This window comes from Ruegeria sp. Alg231-54, assembly GCF_900143525.1.
Taxonomy (GTDB): Bacteria; Pseudomonadota; Alphaproteobacteria; order Rhodobacterales; family Rhodobacteraceae; genus Ruegeria.
Genome location: NZ_FREZ01000007.1, coordinates 166250 through 183314, shown reverse-complemented (window position 1 = coordinate 183314; position 17065 = coordinate 166250). Strand labels below are relative to the sequence as shown.

The following is a 17065-nucleotide window of genomic DNA, read 5'->3' as shown; positions in this document are numbered from 1 at the left end:
GTGGCCGTTTCCGGACATGCTTATTGCGTTAACGTTCGCCTGGGTTCTTCGCCGACCGGAATACGTTCCCATTTTTCTGGTTGCTGCGGTGATGCTGATGGCCGATTTGCTGCTGCAACGACCTCCGGGCCTGCTGGCAGCACTTGTGGTTTTAGGATCGGCGTATCTGCGCTCAGCCGCGCCCGGAATGCGCGACGCCGGGTTTATGGCTGAATGGACAACGGCCGCTGTGGTGATTGCGGGAATTTTCATTTTGAACCGCGTTGTTCTTGCTATTCTGTCGGTACAGCAAGCAGCGTTGGGTCCTGTGGTGATACAAGTGGTTCTGACAATTGCGGTTTATCCTCTGGTCGTTCTTCTCAGCCAGAATGTGCTTGGCGTTCGGCGCGTGTCAGTGTCGGACCCTGGCACAAGAGGGGCCCGGGCATGAAACAACGGAATCCCAAAGCGCAAGGACTGGCCTACAAACGCCTACCGCGCCGCGCGTTGATCCTGGGTGGGTTGCAGACTGCGTTTATCGGTGGCCTGGCAGCGCGAATGCGCTTTATGCAAGTGGATCAGGCTGACGAGTACCGCCTGCTGGCCGAAGAAAACCGGATCAACATTCGTCTGATCCCGCCAACGCGCGGGCGCATCTATGACCGCAACGGCCAGATCATCGGACAAAACACGCAGTCCTATCGTATTGTTATGGTCCGTGAAGATGCGGGCGACGTCGACAAAGTCATCGCCAAACTTTCAGAACTTATCCCGCTGACTCAGGAAGAGATTAATCGCGCCAAGACCGAGATGCGTCGCTCTGCTCCGTTCCTGCCAGTCACGCTGGCCGATCAGGTCACGTGGGAGGATATCTCCAAGGTCGCTGTCAATGCGCCCGCCCTACCTGGCGTTACGCCCGAAGTGGGCATGGCCCGTCAGTATCCCCGCTACGAGGATTTCGCTCATGTAGTTGGTTATGTCGGGCCGGTCAGTGACTATGACCTCAGCCTGATCGAAGATCCCGAACCGGTGTTGCGTATCCCCCGGTTCCAAATCGGCAAGGTCGGACTGGAGTCCAAACAGGAAATCACCCTGCGCGGGAAAGCCGGCGCAAAACGTGTCGAGGTCAACGCCACAGGCCGCATCATGCGCGAGCTTGACCGGCAAGAAGGCGAGGCCGGGGCCGATCTGCAATTGTCCGTTGATGCGGATCTGCAGCAATACGCCCAGGCGCGCTTGGCCGGTGAAAGCGCGGCTGCCGTCGTCATCGACTGCGAAACCGGGGATATCCGGGCCATCAGTTCTGCCCCCAGTTTCGACCCGAACCTGTTCGTGCGCGGGATATCGGTCGCGGATTACCGGGCATTGACTGAAAATAACTACCGCCCGCTGGCCAACAAGACGGTTCAAGGCACCTACCCGCCGGGTTCGACCTTCAAGATGATCACCGCTCTTGCCGCGCTTGAGGCCGGAGTGGTTAGCCCCGGCAACACCGTCTATTGCCCAGGGCACCTGAAGGTCGGTAGCCGCCGCTTCCACTGCTGGAAGCGCGGCGGGCATGGGACAGTGGATCTTAACTTGTCACTAAAGCGCAGCTGCGACGTCTACTATTACGATGTCGCGGTGCGTACCGGCATCGACAAAATCTCGGAAATGGCGCGCAAGTTCGGACTGGGCGTCAAACACGACATCCCGATGTCAGCTGTCGCTGCCGGTTTGGCGCCCAACCAGAAATGGAAAGAGCGGGTCCATGGCGAAGGCTGGCTGGTAGGCGACACGGCGAATGCCTCGATCGGGCAAGGGTTCATGCTGGCCTCGCCCCTTCAGCTTGCAGTCATGACGGCAAGGATCGCCACGGGCCGGGCCGTGACGCCCCGTCTGGTGAGGTCCGTCAATGGCGTCGAGGAACCATCAGGCGCGGGTGAGCCGCTGGACGTCAATCCGTACAACCTGAATCAGGTGCGCAAAGCGATGTTCTCGGTCTCAAACGACAGGGCCGGCACCGCCTATCGCAGCCGCATCATCAATGATGAATTCCGCATGGCCGGTAAGACAGGGACCAGCCAGGTGCGCAACATCACCAAGGCCGAACGCGCGGCTGGCGTAATCCGCAACGAAGACCTGCCGTGGGAACGGCGCGACCACGCGCTGTTCGTCAGCTATGCGCCGTACGACAATCCGAAATACGCCGTGGCAGTAGTGGTGGAACACGGCGGTGGCGGATCCAAGGCAGCGGCCCCGGTCGCGCGGGACATCATGCTGCAGGCTCTGTACAACGGCACCCCACCGCTTGAGGCTTATCCGGTTGCAGATCGTGACCGCATCAAGGAACAACAAAAACGGCTTGAGGGCGACCGCCGCCCCAAAGCGCGACCTGATGAAAAGGACCGCGCATGAGCTATCTTGAGTACGCCGTCAAATCCACGCCAACAGGGTTTCGCAAATTCCTCTATATGAACTGGCCGCTGACTTTGTTGCTGATCAGCGTCGCCAGCGCCGGATTCCTGATGCTGTATTCGGTCGCGGGCGGGTCCTGGATGCCCTGGGCCGAACCCCAGATTGAGCGGTTCGGACTGGGACTGACCGTTATGTTCATCATCGCGTTGGTACCGATCTGGTTCTGGCGCAACATGTCCGTCTTGGCCTATCTCGGCTCGATCGTTCTGCTGATATTTGTGGAACTCTTTGGCACCATCGGCATGGGTGCGCAGCGTTGGATCGACCTTGGTTTCATGAGGCTCCAGCCTTCCGAAGTCATGAAGATTGCGCTGGTCATGGTTCTGGCTGCCTACTACGATTGGTTGCCGTCTCATAAGACATCGCGACCGCTCTGGGTGCTTATTCCGGTCATCCTGATCCTGATCCCTACGGCTATGGTTCTGAAACAACCCGATCTGGGCACCTCGATCCTGTTGTTGGCCGCAGGCGGGGGACTGATGTTCCTAGCTGGTGTGCACTGGGCTTATTTCGCCGCCGTTATCGCGGCGGTGGTCGGCTTGATTGCGACCGTGTTCAACAGTCGGGGCACCGAGTGGCAGTTGCTCAAGGATTATCAGTTCCGCCGAATAGACACTTTCCTTGATCCCTCCACCGATCCGCTGGGTGCAGGCTATCACATTACCCAGTCGAAAATCGCGCTGGGGTCAGGCGGCTGGAACGGGCGCGGGTTCATGCAAGGGACACAGTCGCGCCTGAACTTCCTGCCCGAAAAGCACACGGACTTCATCTTTACCACGCTCGCCGAGGAATTCGGGTTTGTCGGAGGCATCACTTTACTGACCCTTTACGCCCTGATTATCATCTTCTGCATGGTCACGGCTTTGGCGACAAAGGACCGGTTCTCATCCCTGGTCACCTTGGGGGTTGCGCTCAACTTCTTCCTGTTCTTTGCAGTCAACATGTCCATGGTCATGGGCCTTGCACCGGTTGTAGGCGTGCCCCTGCCAATGGTCAGCTACGGCGGGTCCGCCATGCTGGTTCTGATGGCCGCCTTCGGCATTGTTCAAAGCGCGCATATTCACCGCCCCCGCTGAATTGAAAGGCCCTTCATGCCCGTCAACATCCTGTTTTCCGCGCGCCCTGAACAATGGCCCGTATATGAACCTCTGCTAACAAAAGGGTTGTCCGAAACCGGTCTGGATTTCCGTCTGGCAACCGAGTTTGAGCCTGATCAGGTCGACTATGTTGTCTATGCACCGACAAGCGGGTTGCTGGATTTTTCACCCTATACACGTTTGAAGGCGGTTCTGAGTCTTTGGGCAGGTGTTGAAAAAATCGCGGGCAACGAAACGCTGACCGTGCCGTTGGCGCGGATGGTGGACCACGGGCTGATGCATGGCATGACGGAATGGGTCGTCGGCCACGTGCTGCGCTATCACTTGGGCATGGACCGCTATATCACCGTGCAGGACGGCGAGTGGACGCCCGACGCCCCGCCGCTTGCCAGTGAGCGGAACGTGTACGTGCTGGGCCTTGGTGCATTGGGAGAAGCCGCAGCAACCGCGCTTGCCGCGCTGAATTTTAAAGTGACCGGTTGGAGCAGAACCGCAAAGGATATCCCTGGGGTAACGTGCCTGCATGGCGTTGAAGGTCTGCGCGCCGCGTTGTCCAGTGCCGAGATCGTTGTCCTGTTGCTGCCCGACACCCCCGCAACGGAAAACGCGCTGAATGCGGACACTTTGGCCTTGCTGCCCAAAGGCGCTCGGATCATCAATCCCGGTCGCGGTCCATTGATCGAAGACGACGCGTTGCTGGCCGCACTGGATTCAGGACACATTGCCCACGCCACGTTAGACGTATTCCGCGTGGAACCCCTGCCGCCGGAACACCCGTATTGGGCGCATGCCAATGTGACCGTCACGCCGCATATCGCGTCGGAAACCCGCCCGGCGACCGCAGCTCAGGTGATCTGTGAGAACATTATCCGAGGCGAGGAAGGAAAGCCCTTCCTGCACCTCGTTGACCGCCATCTGGGCTACTGATCCGGTCAGGCCGCGACTAGCCCGCGGCCTTTCAACAGCGCTTCAACCCCTGGCAAACGTCCGCGGAACGCAAGATACAGGTCTTCGGCTTCGCGGGACCCGCCTGTGGACAGAATATTGTCCTCAAGCGCTTTGGCCCGTTCCGCATCAAAGGCTCCGCCAGCTTCTTCGAATGCAGCAAATGCGTCTGCATCCATGACCTCAGACCACATGTAGCTGTAGTAGCCAGAACTATAGCCGTCGCCCGCGAAGACATGCGCAAAATGCGGTGTCGCATGGCGCATACCAATGGCTTTTGGCATACCGATACCGGCCAGTACCTCGGCCTGTTTCGCCATCGGATCAGATTGTGCCGCGCCATCATGGAACGCGAGATCGACCAAGGCTGAGGCTACATATTCCACGGTCTGGAACCCCTGGTCGAAATTCGCGGCCTTCAGAACCTTCTCAAGCATATCTTGCGGCATCGGTTCACCAGTTTCGGCATGGGTCGCAAATTCGGCCAGTACTTCGGGCACCTCCAGCCAGTGTTCATAAAGCTGGCTGGGAAGCTCTACGAAGTCACGCGCGACGCTGGTGCCAGAGATGCTTTCATAGGTCACGTTGGACAACATCTGATGCAATGCGTGACCGAACTCGTGGAAAAGCGTGCGCGCATCGTCATAAGACAGCAGCGCCGGGTCGCCCTTGGCGAAGTTGCAAACGTTGATCACGACGGGGGCTTGCACCTTGGGGAACTTTGCCTGGCTCCGCATGGCGCTGCACCATGCGCCCGATCGTTTGGAACCCCGCGCGAAGTAGTCACCGATGAAGACAGCGATATGCTGCCCGTCGCGTGTTACGTCCCAAGCCCGGCAATCGGAGTGATAAAGCGGCACGTTCAGCGGGGCAAACTCCAGCCCGAACAGCCGGTTGGCGCAGGAAAAGGCCGCCTCGATCATACGATCCAGCTGCAAGTACGGCTTCAGCGCAGCTTCATCCAAATCATGTTCAGCCTTGCGGCGCTTTTCGGCGTAGTAGCGCCAGTCCCACGCCTCGAGCGGACCGTTGATGCCATCTTCCTGCATCATCGCGGTCAAGGTTTCGGCGTCGGCGTCAGCCCTTGCCTTTGCCGGCCCCCAAACCTGCATCAGCAGATCGCGAACGCGGTCCGGCGTTCGGGCCATTTCGGTTTCCAGTTTGTAGTCCGCGAAACTGGAATATCCCAATAGCTTGGCACGTTCTTCGCGCAAGTTCAGGATTTCAGCCGCAATCTCGCGGTTGTCCGTTTCACCCCCATTGGCACCACGCGCGGTCCAGGCCCGATACGCTTTCTCACGCAGATCGCGGCGCGGCGAGAATTGCAGGAACGGTACAATCAGCGACCGCGACAGAGTGACGACAGGACCATCAGTACCCTTCTCTTCCCCGGCAGCGCGGGCTGCATCCACGACGAAACCCGGCAAACCTTCCAGATCATTCTCGGTCAGGTTCATGAACCATTCGCGCTCGTCCGCCAAAAGGTTTTGAGTGAAGGACGTCCCCAGCGTGGCAAGGCGCGACTTGATCTCTTGCATGCGGGTGTCATCGTTGCCTTCCAAAGCCGAACCAGCGCGCACAAAACCGCGATGGGTCAGCATCAGAACGCGGGCCTGTTCATCGGTCAGGTCAAGCTGATCCTTGCGCACCCACAGGTCCGCAACTCGCCGAAACAGCGCCTTGTTTGACGAAATCCCCGAAAAATGCGCCGAGAGTTTTGGTGAGAATGCGCGTTGCAGTTCTTCCCGCGCCGGGTTGCTGTCGGCACCTGCAACGGTGAAAAAGACAGACAGAACCTTGTCCATCTGCTCTCCAGCCGCCTCAAGTGCCTCGATTGTATTTGCAAAACTGGCTGGGTCGGATTTGTTGGCAATCGCGTCGATCTGCACGTTGTGGGCGGCCATCGCCTTGTCCAATGCAGGCGCAAAATCATCATCCGAAATCTCGGCAAATGGCGCGATTTCAAATGGAGTGGTCCAGGCGGACAGGATCGGGTTGGTCATGCGGATCTCCTTTGCTGGTCAAGCTAGGGAGGCGGGCCGAAATGGTCCAGAGGGGGTGCCCGCGATACAGCCGAAATCTCTAGCCAATCTAGCGCGACAGTAGGCTTACGCGTCGACTTCTCCGCAAATGGGGCAATCTGAGCGTCGGGCCAAGGTGATCTTGCGGCTTTCGCCATAGAGCGCGTCATAGATCAGCATTTCGGCGCGCAGGGCCTGCCCGGCCCCGGTGATCACCTTGATCGCCTCAACCGCCATCATCGACCCCACAACGCCGGGCAACGGGCCAATAACCCCCGCTTCGGCACAGGACGGGGCCAGACCGGGGGCCGGTGCCTCAGGGAAGATACACTGATAACAAGGCGCATCGTTGGCCGGGTCAAAGACGCTCAGCTGACCTTCCCACTGCGACAGGGCACCTGAAATAAGCGGTTTTCCCAGTGCGACCGCAGTACGATTGGCCAAATATCGCGTGTCAAAATTATCGGTGCCGTCCAGGATCAGGTCAAAATCGGTGAACAGGTCTGCTGCAATCTCATCAGTCAAACGACGATGGTAGGGCAGAACAATCACGTTCGGGTTTTGCGCCTGCATGGCTTGCTGGGCCGAAAAAACCTTGGGCATGCCAATGTCGGCATCGCGGTGGATCACCTGCCTCTGCAGATTGGCGTTTTCAACAATATCGTCGTCGATCACGCCGATGGTGCCCACACCAGCCGCCGCAAGATACTGCAACGCAGGCGCACCAAGACCGCCCGCGCCGATCACCAGCACACGAGCCTGTTTCATCTTTTTCTGCCCCGGCCCGCCGAGTTCGCGCAGGACGATGTGGCGGGCATACCGCTCCAACTCGGTCTCAGAGAACTTCTCAGACTGCATCGCGGTTTCCTCGGCTGGTTGTGGCGCGGCACGGTTGCGCAGCGTTTTGAGCACCTTTCCATAGCTCAACACCAAAACCGCGGCACCACCTAGGATCAACCACAATGCCGCAGACCCGCCGGTTGCCTCGCGCAGCGGGTTTCCATCCGGCAACGTCAGTTGGATAACAAGTACTCCGATCAGCAAAACGCTGACCGACACGGAGCGAGCAGTTCGGGACACCCCGGCCACGTACCCAATGCCCCACAGAGCACCGGCAAGGATCAGAACCAGAAGCATCAACCGCGCCCAGTCGAGCCAAAACCGCCTGCGCCGCGATCCGTGTCGCTGAGCACCTCAACGGGTTCAAACGCAGCTTGCACGACTGGGCCGACGACCAGTTGCGCGATGCGTTCGCCATGCGCAATCTCAAAACTTTCCTGACCGGCGTTCAGCAGGATCACCCCCAGCGGACCGCGATAGTCACTGTCGATCGTACCGGGCGTATTGGGCAGGGTGATTCCGTGTTTCAGCGCAAGGCCCGACCGGGGGCGCACCTGCACTTCGTACCCGTTGGGAATTTCGATCCGCAGGCCCGTAGGAACCAACGCGCGCTGCCCCGGTTCCAGCGTGATCGACGCGCCATTTGGCAGGTTCGCCCGGACATCTGCACCGGCCGCGCCAGTCGTTTCATAAGACGGCAAAGCGATGGCCGGATCGGCCCCGTCTTCGCGGATCACACGAATTGCTACCATCACTGCACCTCTTGTTCAGCTTGTCAGAGCGTCGGCGATCTTTTGCGCCAGACGTTGCGCCACTACATCCTTGCTCATGCGCGGCCATTCTTCGGCCCCTTCGTCCGAGATCAGGGTGACCGCGTTTTCCGATCCCCCCATGATGCCCGTCGCAGGGCTGACATCATTGGCAACGATCCAGTCACAGCCCTTGCGCGCACGTTTAGCGGTGGCGTGTTCAAGAACGTTGTCGGTTTCTGCGGCAAAGCCAACCACCAACGTCGGCCGTCCCGCATCCAGCCTGGACACGCGTTTGAGGATGTCGGGGTTCTCAGCAAACTCCAGCAACGGAAGACCATCGCGGCTTTTCTTCAGCTTCTTGTCCGAAGCCGCCGCCATGCGCCAATCCGCAACCGCAGCAGCAAACACACCCGCATCTACCGGCAGTGCAGCGTCGACCGCGTCAGACATCTGCTGCGCGGTTTCCACGCGGATAACCTGCACCCCTTCGGGCGGCGAAACATCGGCAGGGCCGGTAACAAAAACCACATCAGCGCCCAGCGCAGACAACGCCCGTGCCACCGCGGTGCCCTGCGCGCCCGAGGACCGGTTGGCGATGTAGCGCACAGGGTCGATCGGTTCATGTGTAGGGCCGGAGGTGACCAGAATGCGCTTGCCCTTCAGCGGACCGTTGCCAAGTTGCGCCTCGACCGCGGCCACAATCTCAAGAGGCTCCGACATTCGACCTGGGCCGTACTCTCCACAAGCCATGTCACCCTCATTTGGGCCAACGAACCGGATACCATCTGCCTGCAGTTGCTTGAGGTTGCGCTGTGTTGACGGATGGTCCCACATGCGGACATTCATCGCCGGTGCGCACAAAACCGGGGTATCTGTCGCCATCAGCAGGGTCGAGGCCAGATCGTTGGCCAGCCCAGCCGCCATCTTTCCCATCATGTCCGCCGTTGCCGGTGCGACCACGATCAGATCCGCGGACCGTGACAGTTGAATATGGCCCATCTCGGCCTCATCCGTCAGGTCGAACAGATCGCGATAAACCTTCTCTCCGGCCAGTGCCGAGACCGACAGAGGCGTCACGAACTCTTCGGCCGCGCCTGTCAGAACCGGTGTCACCGAGGCACCACGTTCTTTCAGCCGCCGGATCAGATCCAGCGACTTGTAGGCCGCGATTCCAGCGCCGATGATTAGAAGAATACGTTTCGATGCCAGCATACTGTGCCCTTCCCGTCCCGGTCGGCCCGACATTAGGCAAGGCCAACGGACAGTTCCAGCGGTTAATTCTGTGTCTCAAACGCCAGGCAAGGGTCTTCACGTTCGATGCCGGGGCTGTCGATCACAGCGTCGAACTCACCGTCGATGATGCCATCCTCGGACTGACCCAGCACGAAAACTTTCAAACCGGGGCGTAGCCGGGACAGAAAGGTTGGAATCCCCCTGTCCTTACGGGCATGACCATTGCCGGTGATCACCGCAACCGGTCCGCCGGTATCCTCCACAGCGCGCAATATGGCCCTTGTCAGAACCGCATCCCGCAACCGTTGGATTGCGACCAGTTGCGGCAAGGCAGTCTCGGGTATTGCATTGCAATGGGCAGCGAGTTGATCAGCCTCACGCTCGGCCTGCTCATCTTTCGGCAGTGGCACCGTCAATCCATAACGGGCAGCATCAGCACCCAGAGCCGTGGCGGCGCCACGTTCGATTGCCGCGCGCGCCGCCGCGCGCGGAACCATGGCACCGTAAACCGGCGCGTCTGAGGCCTGAAAGACCGGGTAGTACATGCTAAGCGGCGGCCAGCCGGATTCGAGCCACTTCAGAATTCTGGCGAGCTCTTCCGGATCGGAAATGGCCTTGTCCGCCAGCCGTTGGGCGCTCTCTTCAGTCACCATCTCCCAGACGACGGCCGAGGGGTTGATGGCCCCCAATGCCTCAGCTTGTACGATGTGGTGCTGCGGGTTGTCGTGAATTTCACCTAAAATCACAACGTCAGCAGACGTCATCGCAGTCAGTACGTCGTCAGGTATCAAATCATCAGCACGACCAGGAGAGGCCATAACCACAAGTGCACAAAGCAGAATCGCAAAATGTTTCATGCGATGAAGTGTTGCACCTCACGGGATTGGGCTTCAAGGTTCTTGCGCATTTTCACAAAAGCTGCCGCCTCAAGCTGACGCACGCGTTCCTTGGACAGGCTAAGTTCTTGCCCAAGACTTTCCAGCGTTCGGGCGGGTTCGCGCAACTTGCGTTCGCGGACAATGAACCTTTCGCGATCATTCAAAGCCTGCATTGCCGTCACCAGCCATTCGCGCAATTGCTGAGTATCGTGCCTGTTTTCGACGGCTTCGGCGGCTTGTTCACGCTCATCTTCCAGCGCATCGATCCATTCCCGGCCGTCTTCATCTGCCGATTGAACGGCATTTAACGAGAAATCGGAGCCGGACAAACGACCTTCCATCATTTCCACGTCCCGCAACGGAACGCCGATCTCTGCGGCAATCATCTGATGCAATTGATGCCGGTCAAGATCCATGCCATCGGACGCGGCCTCACGCTCTAACCGGGCCTGCACACGTCGCATGTTGAAGAACAGGGATTTTTGCGAAGACGTGGACCCGGTGCGCACCATTGACCAGTTGCGCATCACATAGTCCTGAATGCTCGCCTTGATCCACCAGACCGCATAAGTCGAAAACCGCACGCCCCGGTCGGGGTCGAACTTGTCGGCAGCTTTCATCAATCCTAACCCGGCCTCCTGGATCAGATCATTCATCGGCGCCCCATAGCGTTTGAACTTGGCCGCCATCGAAATGGCCAGCCGCATATAGGCCGTTATCAATCGGTGAAGGGCCTGTTCATCGCGGTCGTCCCGCCACGCATATGCCAGCTTCAATTCGGTTTCCGCGTCCAGAAGCTCGGCTTTCATTGCCCTCCGGGACATCGAGAAGTCGTTCGCATTGTCCAGTGCCATTGAAATCTCCCCTTTTCACAGGCGCGGGCCGGGGTTGCTTTGCCGACCTATGAACGATACGCAAAACAAAACCGGGTGGATCACATGGAAGGTAATTATCGTGAGTCCGGATTTAACCTTTGTGTTGGGCGGTGCAGCTTCGGGTAAGTCGGTTTTTGCCGAGCAACTCGTTGTTTCATCGGGAAAAAAGAGGGTTTATCTTGCAACATCACAAGTGTTTGATGATGAGATGCAAGATAAGGTCCAGCGCCACATTTCCCAACGTGGCGAGGGTTGGGAGACGGTTGAGGCCCCTTTTGACCTCGGCCCGATACTGGCGAATTTGCCCCCGAACTCTGTCTGCCTGATCGACTGTGCCACCATGTGGCTGACCAATCACCTGCTGGCGGAAAGCGATCTGGAACAGGCGCAAAGCGCGCTTTTACAATCGCTACGCTTGTGTTCCGCACAGGTCGTCATCGTCTCGAACGAGGTTGGACACGGGATCGTCCCTGACAACGCGCTGTCCCGCCGGTTCCGCGAAGCGCAGGGACGGTTAAACATCGCATTGGCCGCCGAGGCCGATCTGGTGGTGCAAGTTACGGCTGGCCTGCCGTTGGTATTGAAGGGGCGACTGGATTGACACGTCTGCATCTCGTGCGCCACGGCCCAACTCATGCCAAAACGATGGTCGGCTGGTCCGACTTGCCTGCTGACCTCAGCGATCACGCTGCCGTTGCCCGGTTGCATGACCACCTGCCTGCGGACGCTATCTTTGTTTCCTCTGACCTGAGCCGCGCCGCCGATACTGCATCGGCCATTCAAGGCACACGGCGGCGGCTGCAACATCAGTCTGCGCTGCGCGAAATCAATTTCGGCACTTGGGAGCTGCGCGCCTTCAAAGAGATTGAGGCTGAAGACCCCGAACTTGCCTTTGCATATTGGGACAACCCCGGCGATGTGCGCCCACCAAACGGGGAAAGCTGGAACGAGGTCCGCGCGCGTGTCGACGCAGCCGTTGACCAATTGATCCAACAACACACAGGATGCGATCTGGTGGTCGTGGCGCATTTTGGCGTAATCTTAACCCAGGTCCAAAGAGCTCTCGACGTTGACGCGCAAGAGGCTTTTGGCCACCGCATCGACAACCTTTCGGTCACCGAAATCACGCATCACGGCGATCGCTGGTCTGTCGGACGGATCAATCATCTTCCGTGATGCAACCGCGCACAAATCACTGATTTACTGAGCAGGTCGGCCACGCCATCCTTGCCGCATGACTTATGATTTGTTTATCGGAGACCGCCTGTTTTCCAGCTGGTCCATGCGCGGGTGGCTGATGCTTGAGAAGTTCGGTCTGCCCTATCGATCCCACATGATCGGCCTCTATTCCGGCACCATGGCCGAGGATATGAAGCCCCTCGCGCCGGCCCGCCTTGTCCCGGCCCTGCGATTGCCCGACGGCACCGTGGTTGGGGAAAGTCTGGCGATGGCGGAAACCCTTGCCGAATTGCATCCCGAAGCGGGGCTTTGGCCCAAAGACCCCGCCGCGCGCGCCACCGCGCGGTGGCTTTGCACCGAAATGGTAGCCGGGTTTAGCGCATTGCGCGGGCAGTGTCCGATGCAGCTTGAACAATGCTGGCAGGGGTTCACTCCGTCGACCGAAACACGCGCCGATCTTGCAAGGATCGAGACCTTGTGGGCCCATGCCCGTGATGTGTCTGGCGCGGACTCCGGTCCTTTGTTTGGCCACTATTCCCTTGCGGACGTGTTCTATACGCCGGTCGCGGCTCGGATTATTGGCTATGGCTTGCCGATCGCTGATGCCAATCGCGACTACTGCCTTGATTTGCTGTCGGATGCTTCTGCCCGCCAGTGGCGTGCGATGGGGCTGACGGTCAACTACGACCCTTTTCCATACCCAATGGATCTGCCATCAGAGCCCTGGCCAATTGCCGGTACTTCGCAAGCAAAAGCGGTAGATGGTACTACGTCAATCAACGACGCCTGCCCATATTCCGGCAAAGCCATCACCGCAGTTCTTGAACTGAACGGCCAGCGCTGGGGGTTCTGCAACCGGTTCTGCCGTGACAAAACAGTCGCTGATCCCGGTGCCTGGCCAAAATTCACCGAGATGACCCGCGCCGTTAACGATTCTTAAACCGCGGCCGTGGCAGCAACGACCTGTTAACCAAAAAGGTCATTCATGGTTGCCCGTGCCCACACAGTTGCTTTTCAAGGGGTCGATGCCCGCCCGGTCGAGGTGCAGTGCGCCGTCTCGCCGGGCCTACCCGCATTTTCCATCGTCGGGCTGCCCGACAAAGCCGTGTCCGAGGCGCGGGACCGCGTTCGCAGCGCGTTGAGCTCGATGGCCATAGCGTTGCCGTCAAAACGGATCACCATCAACTTGTCGCCTGCCGACCTGCCCAAAGAAGGCAGCCATTTCGACCTGCCCATAGCTATTGCATTGCTGTCCGCGTTAGAGATCATTCCGCGGGACGCCGCCGAAGGTTCGGTTTCGCTGGGCGAGCTATCTTTGGATGGCTCACTGGTTCCTGTGGTCGGTGCCCTGCCTGCTGCAATGACTGCGGCGGCTGAGGATCGGGCCTTGCTCTGCCCACGCGCCTCCAGTGCCGAAGCTGCTTGGGTCGATGCAACACAGGTGATCGGCGCTGGGTCGCTTGGGGACGTGGTGCGACATTTCTCGGGCCAGTCTCCGCTACCCGCCGCACAGCCCGGCGAAGTCACACTTGAGCCCTGCGCGCGTGACCTGCGCGACGTCAAAGGGCAAGAACGTGCAAAGCGCGCCCTTGAAATCGCAGCGGCGGGTCGACACCACCTGATCATGACCGGCCCTCCCGGTTCCGGCAAATCCATGTTGGCCGCCCGCCTGCCCGGGATTTTGCCGCCGCTGACACCGACCGAAGCATTAGAAACCTCGATGATTCAGTCGTTGTGCGGGCTATTGGACGAAGGTGGGATCAGTCGCAGTCGCCCGTTTCGCGAACCTCATCACACGGCGTCCATGGCTGCGATCGTTGGTGGCGGCAGGGGCGCGAAACCGGGTGAGATTTCATTGGCTCACAACGGCGTTCTGTTCATGGACGAATTCCCGGAATTCCCGCGCACAGTTCTGGAGACACTGCGCCAGCCGATCGAAACTGGAGAGGTCATGGTCGCGCGTGCAAATGCCCATGTGAAATACCCCTGCCGGTTCATGCTGGTCGCGGCGGCCAACCCTTGCAAATGCGGCTACCTCACCGATCCCGGGCGCGCTTGTTCCCGCGCACCTGTTTGCGGAGAGGATTATCTGAGCCGAATCTCCGGACCGCTGATGGATCGGTTCGATTTGCGGATTGAGGTGCCGCCGGTCGGATTCACCGATCTGGACCTGCCACCCTCCGGCGACAGTTCCGCCACCGTTGCCGCGCGTGTCGAACAAGCCCGGTCGATTCAGGCAGAGCGGTTTTGTGATACACCGTCCACCCGTCAGAACGCCGACGTAGAGGGGAAGCAGCTGGACGAAATTGCCGCCCCGGATGCTGAAGGCAAAGACCTGTTGCTGAAGGCAGCCGAGCGATTTGGCCTGTCCGCCCGCGCTTTTCACCGAATCCTGCGTGTGGCGCGTACCATCGCTGATCTGGACGGGGCACCGGATGTCCGGCGCCCTCATATCGCCGAGGCGCTGAGCTTTCGCATCAGCGCCAAGGTTGCGCTTTAGAGCTTGGCCTCGATCGCTTGCCAGATCTTTTTGGCGACGTTCACGCCATTAAATCGTTCGAGTTCCTGAATGCCGGTCGGCGAGGTCACGTTGATTTCTGTCAGGTAGTCACCGATCACATCGATTCCGACAAAGACCTGACCTTTTTCTTTCAGCAATGAACCAATCGCGGCACAAATTTCCAGATCGCGCTCGGACAGACCAATCTTTTCGGGACGACCGCCCACATGCATGTTCGAACGTGTTTCGCCCGCGGCCGGTACGCGGTTGATTGCACCGACTGCGTCACCGTCGACCAAAATTACACGCTTGTCGCCATTGCTGACATCCGGCAGGAATTTCTGAACAATCAAAGGCTCACGCGAAAATCCGGTGAACAGTTCGTGCAGCGAAGTCAGGTTGCGGTCATTCGCATCCAACCGGAAAACTCCTGCACCGCCATTGCCATAAAGCGGTTTTAGGATGACGTCGCCGTGCTTTTCCTTGAACACCTTGATGGTCTGCAGATCCCGCGCAATTGTTGTCGGCGGCGTCAGGTCCGGGAAATCCAGAACCAGCAGTTTCTCGGGGTAGTTCCGTACCCAGAACGGATCATTCACAACCAAAACTTGCCCCTTTAGACGGTCCAGCAAGTGGGTTGATGTGATGTAATGCATGTCAAACGGCGGGTCCTGGCGCAGCCAGATCACGTCGAACTCTGACAGGTCCACTTCACGCTCGGCGCCAAGTTCCGCCGGATTGCCCGCCACGCGCTGAACTTTCATGTCCTGACCGCGCGCGGTAATCCGCCCCTCTTGATAGGCAAGCTGGTCCGGGCTGTAAAAAAACAGCGTATGTCCGCGCACCTGCGCCTCTTCGGCCAGACGGAATGAGCTGTCGGCATTGATATCTACGGCCCCGATCGGGTCCATCTGAAAGGCGATTTTCATGGCGTGTCCCTCAGTTTCACGCCAGATACATGGCCCAGCCGGGCTGGGGGTTCAATGGGGATCAGGCTAAACCGAAGGCGTTTTCGATAATTTGAACGGCGCCCGAAGCATCCACCAAAGCTGCGTCAAACCGCACATCCGTCAATTGCCCATTTGGTTCTGTTTCCAGAAATTGGGCCGCAGATGCGCAGATGCGATCCATCTGGCGGCGATTGATCCGGGCGGCGGCCGCATCGAAACTGGTGCTTTTCTTCACCTCGACAAAGACGATCCCGTGAGCGTCGCGCGCAATAAGATCGATCTCGCCACCAGCACCGCGCCAGCGCCGGTTCAGGATGGAATAGCCGCGTTGTTCATAATTTGATGCAACCTGCTGCTCCGCCGCATGCCCGGCATGATAGGACACTGAACTTCGAACGGATCGTGCGGCCATGTCATCCCTTTCCCAATTTCAGAGCCTTTTGATAAATCGGGCGGCGCGGCAGCTTGTACATCTCTGATACCAGATCGGCCGCGTCGCGAACCGAATGGGTTTCCAAGGCTCGTTTCAACGCCTCTTCTACGTCGGATTCGTTAACAGTTTCCGAATGTCCGCGGTCCACGAGCAGAACAATTTCACCTTTGACTGTCTGCCCTTGCAGGTCGGCTGCCAGTTCTTCCAACGTCCCGCGGCGAACTTCTTCGAATTTCTTCGTCAGCTCGCGGCACATTGCGGCCTGACGGTCATTGCCCAGCACAGTTGCAAGATCCGACAAACACGCCACCACGCGTTTCGGAGATTCGTAAAACACCAATGTGCCCGGCACGTCCCGTAATGCCTCGATCCGCGACCGGCGCGCGCCGGATGCGTTCGGCAAGAAGCCCGCAAAAAAGAACGCATCTGTCGGCAGCCCGGCCAGCGTCAGCGCCATCAGCGCTGCGGATGGTCCCGGTGCGCAGGTCACCGTATGACCGGCCTCGGCAGCCTGCTTCCCCAAATCGTATCCCGGATCGGCAATCAGCGGCATTCCGGCCTCAGATGCATAAGCGACAGACTTCCCGTCCTGCAATGCATCAAGGATTTTCCCGCGCGCGCCTGCGCCGCTGTGATCGTGATAGGCTAGGATTCGCCGCCCATCCAGCGGTACGCCGTGAATCTCCATCAACCGGCGCAAGCTGCGCGTGTCTTCGGCGGCAATGACATCAGCCGAGGCCAGCACATCCAGCGCTCTGAGCGTGATGTCGCGCGCCGCACCGATCGGAGTGGCAACAAAATACAGGCCCGCGCTCAATCTTACTTTTTGAAAATTCAAAGCTGGACCCTCACAGCGTGACGTTTATTATCGCGGCATAACAGATTGGTGGTACCCCAAGCCGCCGGGACAGGGAGTTTTCATTTAG

17 protein-coding genes are annotated in these 17065 nt (G+C 59.0%); 8 read left to right on the top strand and 9 right to left on the bottom strand.

Annotated features, from left to right (window positions below):
- Positions 1-16: 16 nt before the first annotated feature.
- Genes DHN12_RS14295 through DHN12_RS14280 form a run of 4 tightly spaced genes read left to right on the top strand, consistent with a single transcriptional unit; the run spans position 17 to position 4460 of the window.
- Complete coding sequence (locus DHN12_RS14295; RefSeq protein ID WP_306418406.1) at positions 17-430, top strand: rod shape-determining protein MreD; 414 nt, start codon at positions 17-19, stop codon at positions 428-430.
- Positions 427-2376: a penicillin-binding protein 2 gene (mrdA, locus tag DHN12_RS14290; RefSeq protein WP_108860805.1), complete on the top strand. Its 1950-nt coding sequence runs from the start codon at positions 427-429 to the stop codon at positions 2374-2376. Before DHN12_RS14295 ends, mrdA begins: the two co-directional genes overlap by 4 nt.
- Positions 2373-3512 (top strand): rod shape-determining protein RodA, encoded by a 1140-nt coding sequence (gene rodA / locus DHN12_RS14285; protein ID WP_058273483.1) that lies wholly within the window; start codon positions 2373-2375, stop codon positions 3510-3512. The genes mrdA and rodA overlap by 4 nt, the downstream gene beginning before the upstream one ends.
- Positions 3513-3527: 15 nt before the next feature.
- Positions 3528-4460, top strand: a complete 933-nt coding sequence (locus DHN12_RS14280) for a glyoxylate/hydroxypyruvate reductase A (protein WP_108860804.1) — start codon at positions 3528-3530, stop codon at positions 4458-4460.
- A 5-nt stretch (positions 4461-4465) separates the two neighbouring features.
- On the opposite strand, the gene DHN12_RS14275 is transcribed toward DHN12_RS14280, so the two are convergent.
- The 6 genes from DHN12_RS14275 to DHN12_RS14250 form a co-directional block, all read right to left on the bottom strand.
- Positions 4466-6481 carry a M3 family metallopeptidase gene (locus DHN12_RS14275; protein ID WP_108860803.1) on the bottom strand — a complete coding sequence of 672 codons (2016 nt, stop codon included), beginning with the start codon at positions 6479-6481 and terminating at the stop codon, positions 4466-4468.
- 105 nt (positions 6482-6586) lie between these two features.
- Positions 6587-7636, bottom strand: a complete 1050-nt coding sequence (locus DHN12_RS14270; RefSeq protein WP_108860802.1) for a molybdopterin-synthase adenylyltransferase MoeB — start codon at positions 7634-7636, stop codon at positions 6587-6589.
- The gene (gene dut / locus DHN12_RS14265) at positions 7636-8091 is read right to left on the bottom strand and encodes a dUTP diphosphatase (protein ID WP_108860801.1); all 456 of its coding nucleotides are present in this window, start codon (positions 8089-8091) and stop codon (positions 7636-7638) included. The genes DHN12_RS14270 and dut overlap by 1 nt, the downstream gene beginning before the upstream one ends.
- A 15-nt stretch (positions 8092-8106) precedes the next feature.
- Positions 8107-9303: a bifunctional phosphopantothenoylcysteine decarboxylase/phosphopantothenate--cysteine ligase CoaBC gene (coaBC, locus tag DHN12_RS14260; RefSeq protein WP_108860800.1), complete on the bottom strand. Its 1197-nt coding sequence runs from the start codon at positions 9301-9303 to the stop codon at positions 8107-8109.
- 62 nt (positions 9304-9365) lie between these two features.
- On the bottom strand, positions 9366-10181 hold the full coding sequence (locus tag DHN12_RS14255) for a ChaN family lipoprotein (RefSeq protein WP_108860799.1): 816 nt from the start codon (positions 10179-10181) through the stop codon (positions 9366-9368).
- The gene (locus tag DHN12_RS14250; protein WP_108860798.1) at positions 10178-11056 is read right to left on the bottom strand and encodes an RNA polymerase factor sigma-32; all 879 of its coding nucleotides are present in this window, start codon (positions 11054-11056) and stop codon (positions 10178-10180) included. The genes DHN12_RS14255 and DHN12_RS14250 overlap by 4 nt, the downstream gene beginning before the upstream one ends.
- A gap of 49 nt (positions 11057-11105) precedes the next feature.
- Here DHN12_RS14250 and cobU point away from each other — a divergent pair, with 49 nt between their 5' ends.
- From cobU to DHN12_RS14230, 4 genes are read left to right on the top strand one after another with little or no spacing between them, the layout of a single operon-like run.
- On the top strand, positions 11106-11678 hold the full coding sequence (cobU, locus tag DHN12_RS14245) for a bifunctional adenosylcobinamide kinase/adenosylcobinamide-phosphate guanylyltransferase (RefSeq protein WP_234416646.1): 573 nt from the start codon (positions 11106-11108) through the stop codon (positions 11676-11678).
- Positions 11675-12253, top strand: coding sequence for a histidine phosphatase family protein (locus DHN12_RS14240; protein WP_108860797.1), 579 nt, complete (start codon positions 11675-11677; stop codon positions 12251-12253). Before cobU ends, DHN12_RS14240 begins: the two co-directional genes overlap by 4 nt.
- Positions 12254-12311: 58 nt before the next feature.
- Positions 12312-13196 (top strand): glutathione S-transferase, encoded by an 885-nt coding sequence (locus DHN12_RS14235; protein ID WP_108860796.1) that lies wholly within the window; start codon positions 12312-12314, stop codon positions 13194-13196.
- Between the two features lie 45 nt (positions 13197-13241).
- Complete coding sequence (locus DHN12_RS14230) at positions 13242-14756, top strand: YifB family Mg chelatase-like AAA ATPase (RefSeq protein ID WP_108860795.1); 1515 nt, start codon at positions 13242-13244, stop codon at positions 14754-14756.
- Here DHN12_RS14230 and gshB read toward each other — a convergent pair.
- The 3 genes from gshB to rsmI all read right to left on the bottom strand — a co-directional run bounded on the left by gshB (position 14753) and on the right by rsmI (position 16977).
- Positions 14753-15685 (bottom strand): glutathione synthase, encoded by a 933-nt coding sequence (gene gshB / locus DHN12_RS14225; RefSeq protein ID WP_108860794.1) that lies wholly within the window; start codon positions 15683-15685, stop codon positions 14753-14755. The two genes, DHN12_RS14230 and gshB, sit on opposite strands and share 4 nt — an antisense overlap.
- A gap of 61 nt (positions 15686-15746) precedes the next feature.
- Entirely contained in the window at positions 15747-16118 is a 372-nt protein-coding gene (locus tag DHN12_RS14220) for a YraN family protein (protein ID WP_108860793.1), read from the bottom strand.
- Position 16119: 1 nt separating this feature from the next.
- Positions 16120-16977: a 16S rRNA (cytidine(1402)-2'-O)-methyltransferase gene (rsmI, locus tag DHN12_RS14215; RefSeq protein WP_108860792.1), complete on the bottom strand. Its 858-nt coding sequence runs from the start codon at positions 16975-16977 to the stop codon at positions 16120-16122.
- Positions 16978-17065: the final 88 nt, after the last annotated feature.

Excerpts from the sequence above, each read along its gene's own strand:
- DHN12_RS14270 (WP_108860802.1), bottom strand. The coding sequence starts at position 7,636 with ATGCTTCTGGTTCTGATCCTTGCCGGTGCTCTGTGGGGCATTGGGTAC.
- DHN12_RS14255 (WP_108860799.1), bottom strand. The coding sequence starts at position 10,181 with ATGAAACATTTTGCGATTCTGCTTTGTGCACTTGTGGTTATGGCCTCT.
- DHN12_RS14230 (WP_108860795.1), top strand. The coding sequence starts at position 13,242 with ATGGTTGCCCGTGCCCACACAGTTGCTTTTCAAGGGGTCGATGCCCGC.
- DHN12_RS14295 (WP_306418406.1), top strand. The coding sequence starts at position 17 with ATGCTTATTGCGTTAACGTTCGCCTGGGTTCTTCGCCGACCGGAATAC.
- coaBC (WP_108860800.1), bottom strand. The coding sequence starts at position 9,303 with ATGCTGGCATCGAAACGTATTCTTCTAATCATCGGCGCTGGAATCGCG.
- DHN12_RS14220 (WP_108860793.1), bottom strand. The coding sequence starts at position 16,118 with ATGGCCGCACGATCCGTTCGAAGTTCAGTGTCCTATCATGCCGGGCAT.
- mrdA (WP_108860805.1), top strand. The coding sequence starts at position 427 with ATGAAACAACGGAATCCCAAAGCGCAAGGACTGGCCTACAAACGCCTA.
- gshB (WP_108860794.1), bottom strand. The coding sequence starts at position 15,685 with ATGAAAATCGCCTTTCAGATGGACCCGATCGGGGCCGTAGATATCAAT.
- dut (WP_108860801.1), bottom strand. The coding sequence starts at position 8,091 with ATGGTAGCAATTCGTGTGATCCGCGAAGACGGGGCCGATCCGGCCATC.
- DHN12_RS14275 (WP_108860803.1), bottom strand. The coding sequence starts at position 6,481 with ATGACCAACCCGATCCTGTCCGCCTGGACCACTCCATTTGAAATCGCG.
- DHN12_RS14235 (WP_108860796.1), top strand. The coding sequence starts at position 12,312 with ATGACTTATGATTTGTTTATCGGAGACCGCCTGTTTTCCAGCTGGTCC.
- DHN12_RS14280 (WP_108860804.1), top strand. The coding sequence starts at position 3,528 with ATGCCCGTCAACATCCTGTTTTCCGCGCGCCCTGAACAATGGCCCGTA.
- rodA (WP_058273483.1), top strand. The coding sequence starts at position 2,373 with ATGAGCTATCTTGAGTACGCCGTCAAATCCACGCCAACAGGGTTTCGC.
- DHN12_RS14250 (WP_108860798.1), bottom strand. The coding sequence starts at position 11,056 with ATGGCACTGGACAATGCGAACGACTTCTCGATGTCCCGGAGGGCAATG.
- cobU (WP_234416646.1), top strand. The coding sequence starts at position 11,106 with ATGAACGATACGCAAAACAAAACCGGGTGGATCACATGGAAGGTAATT.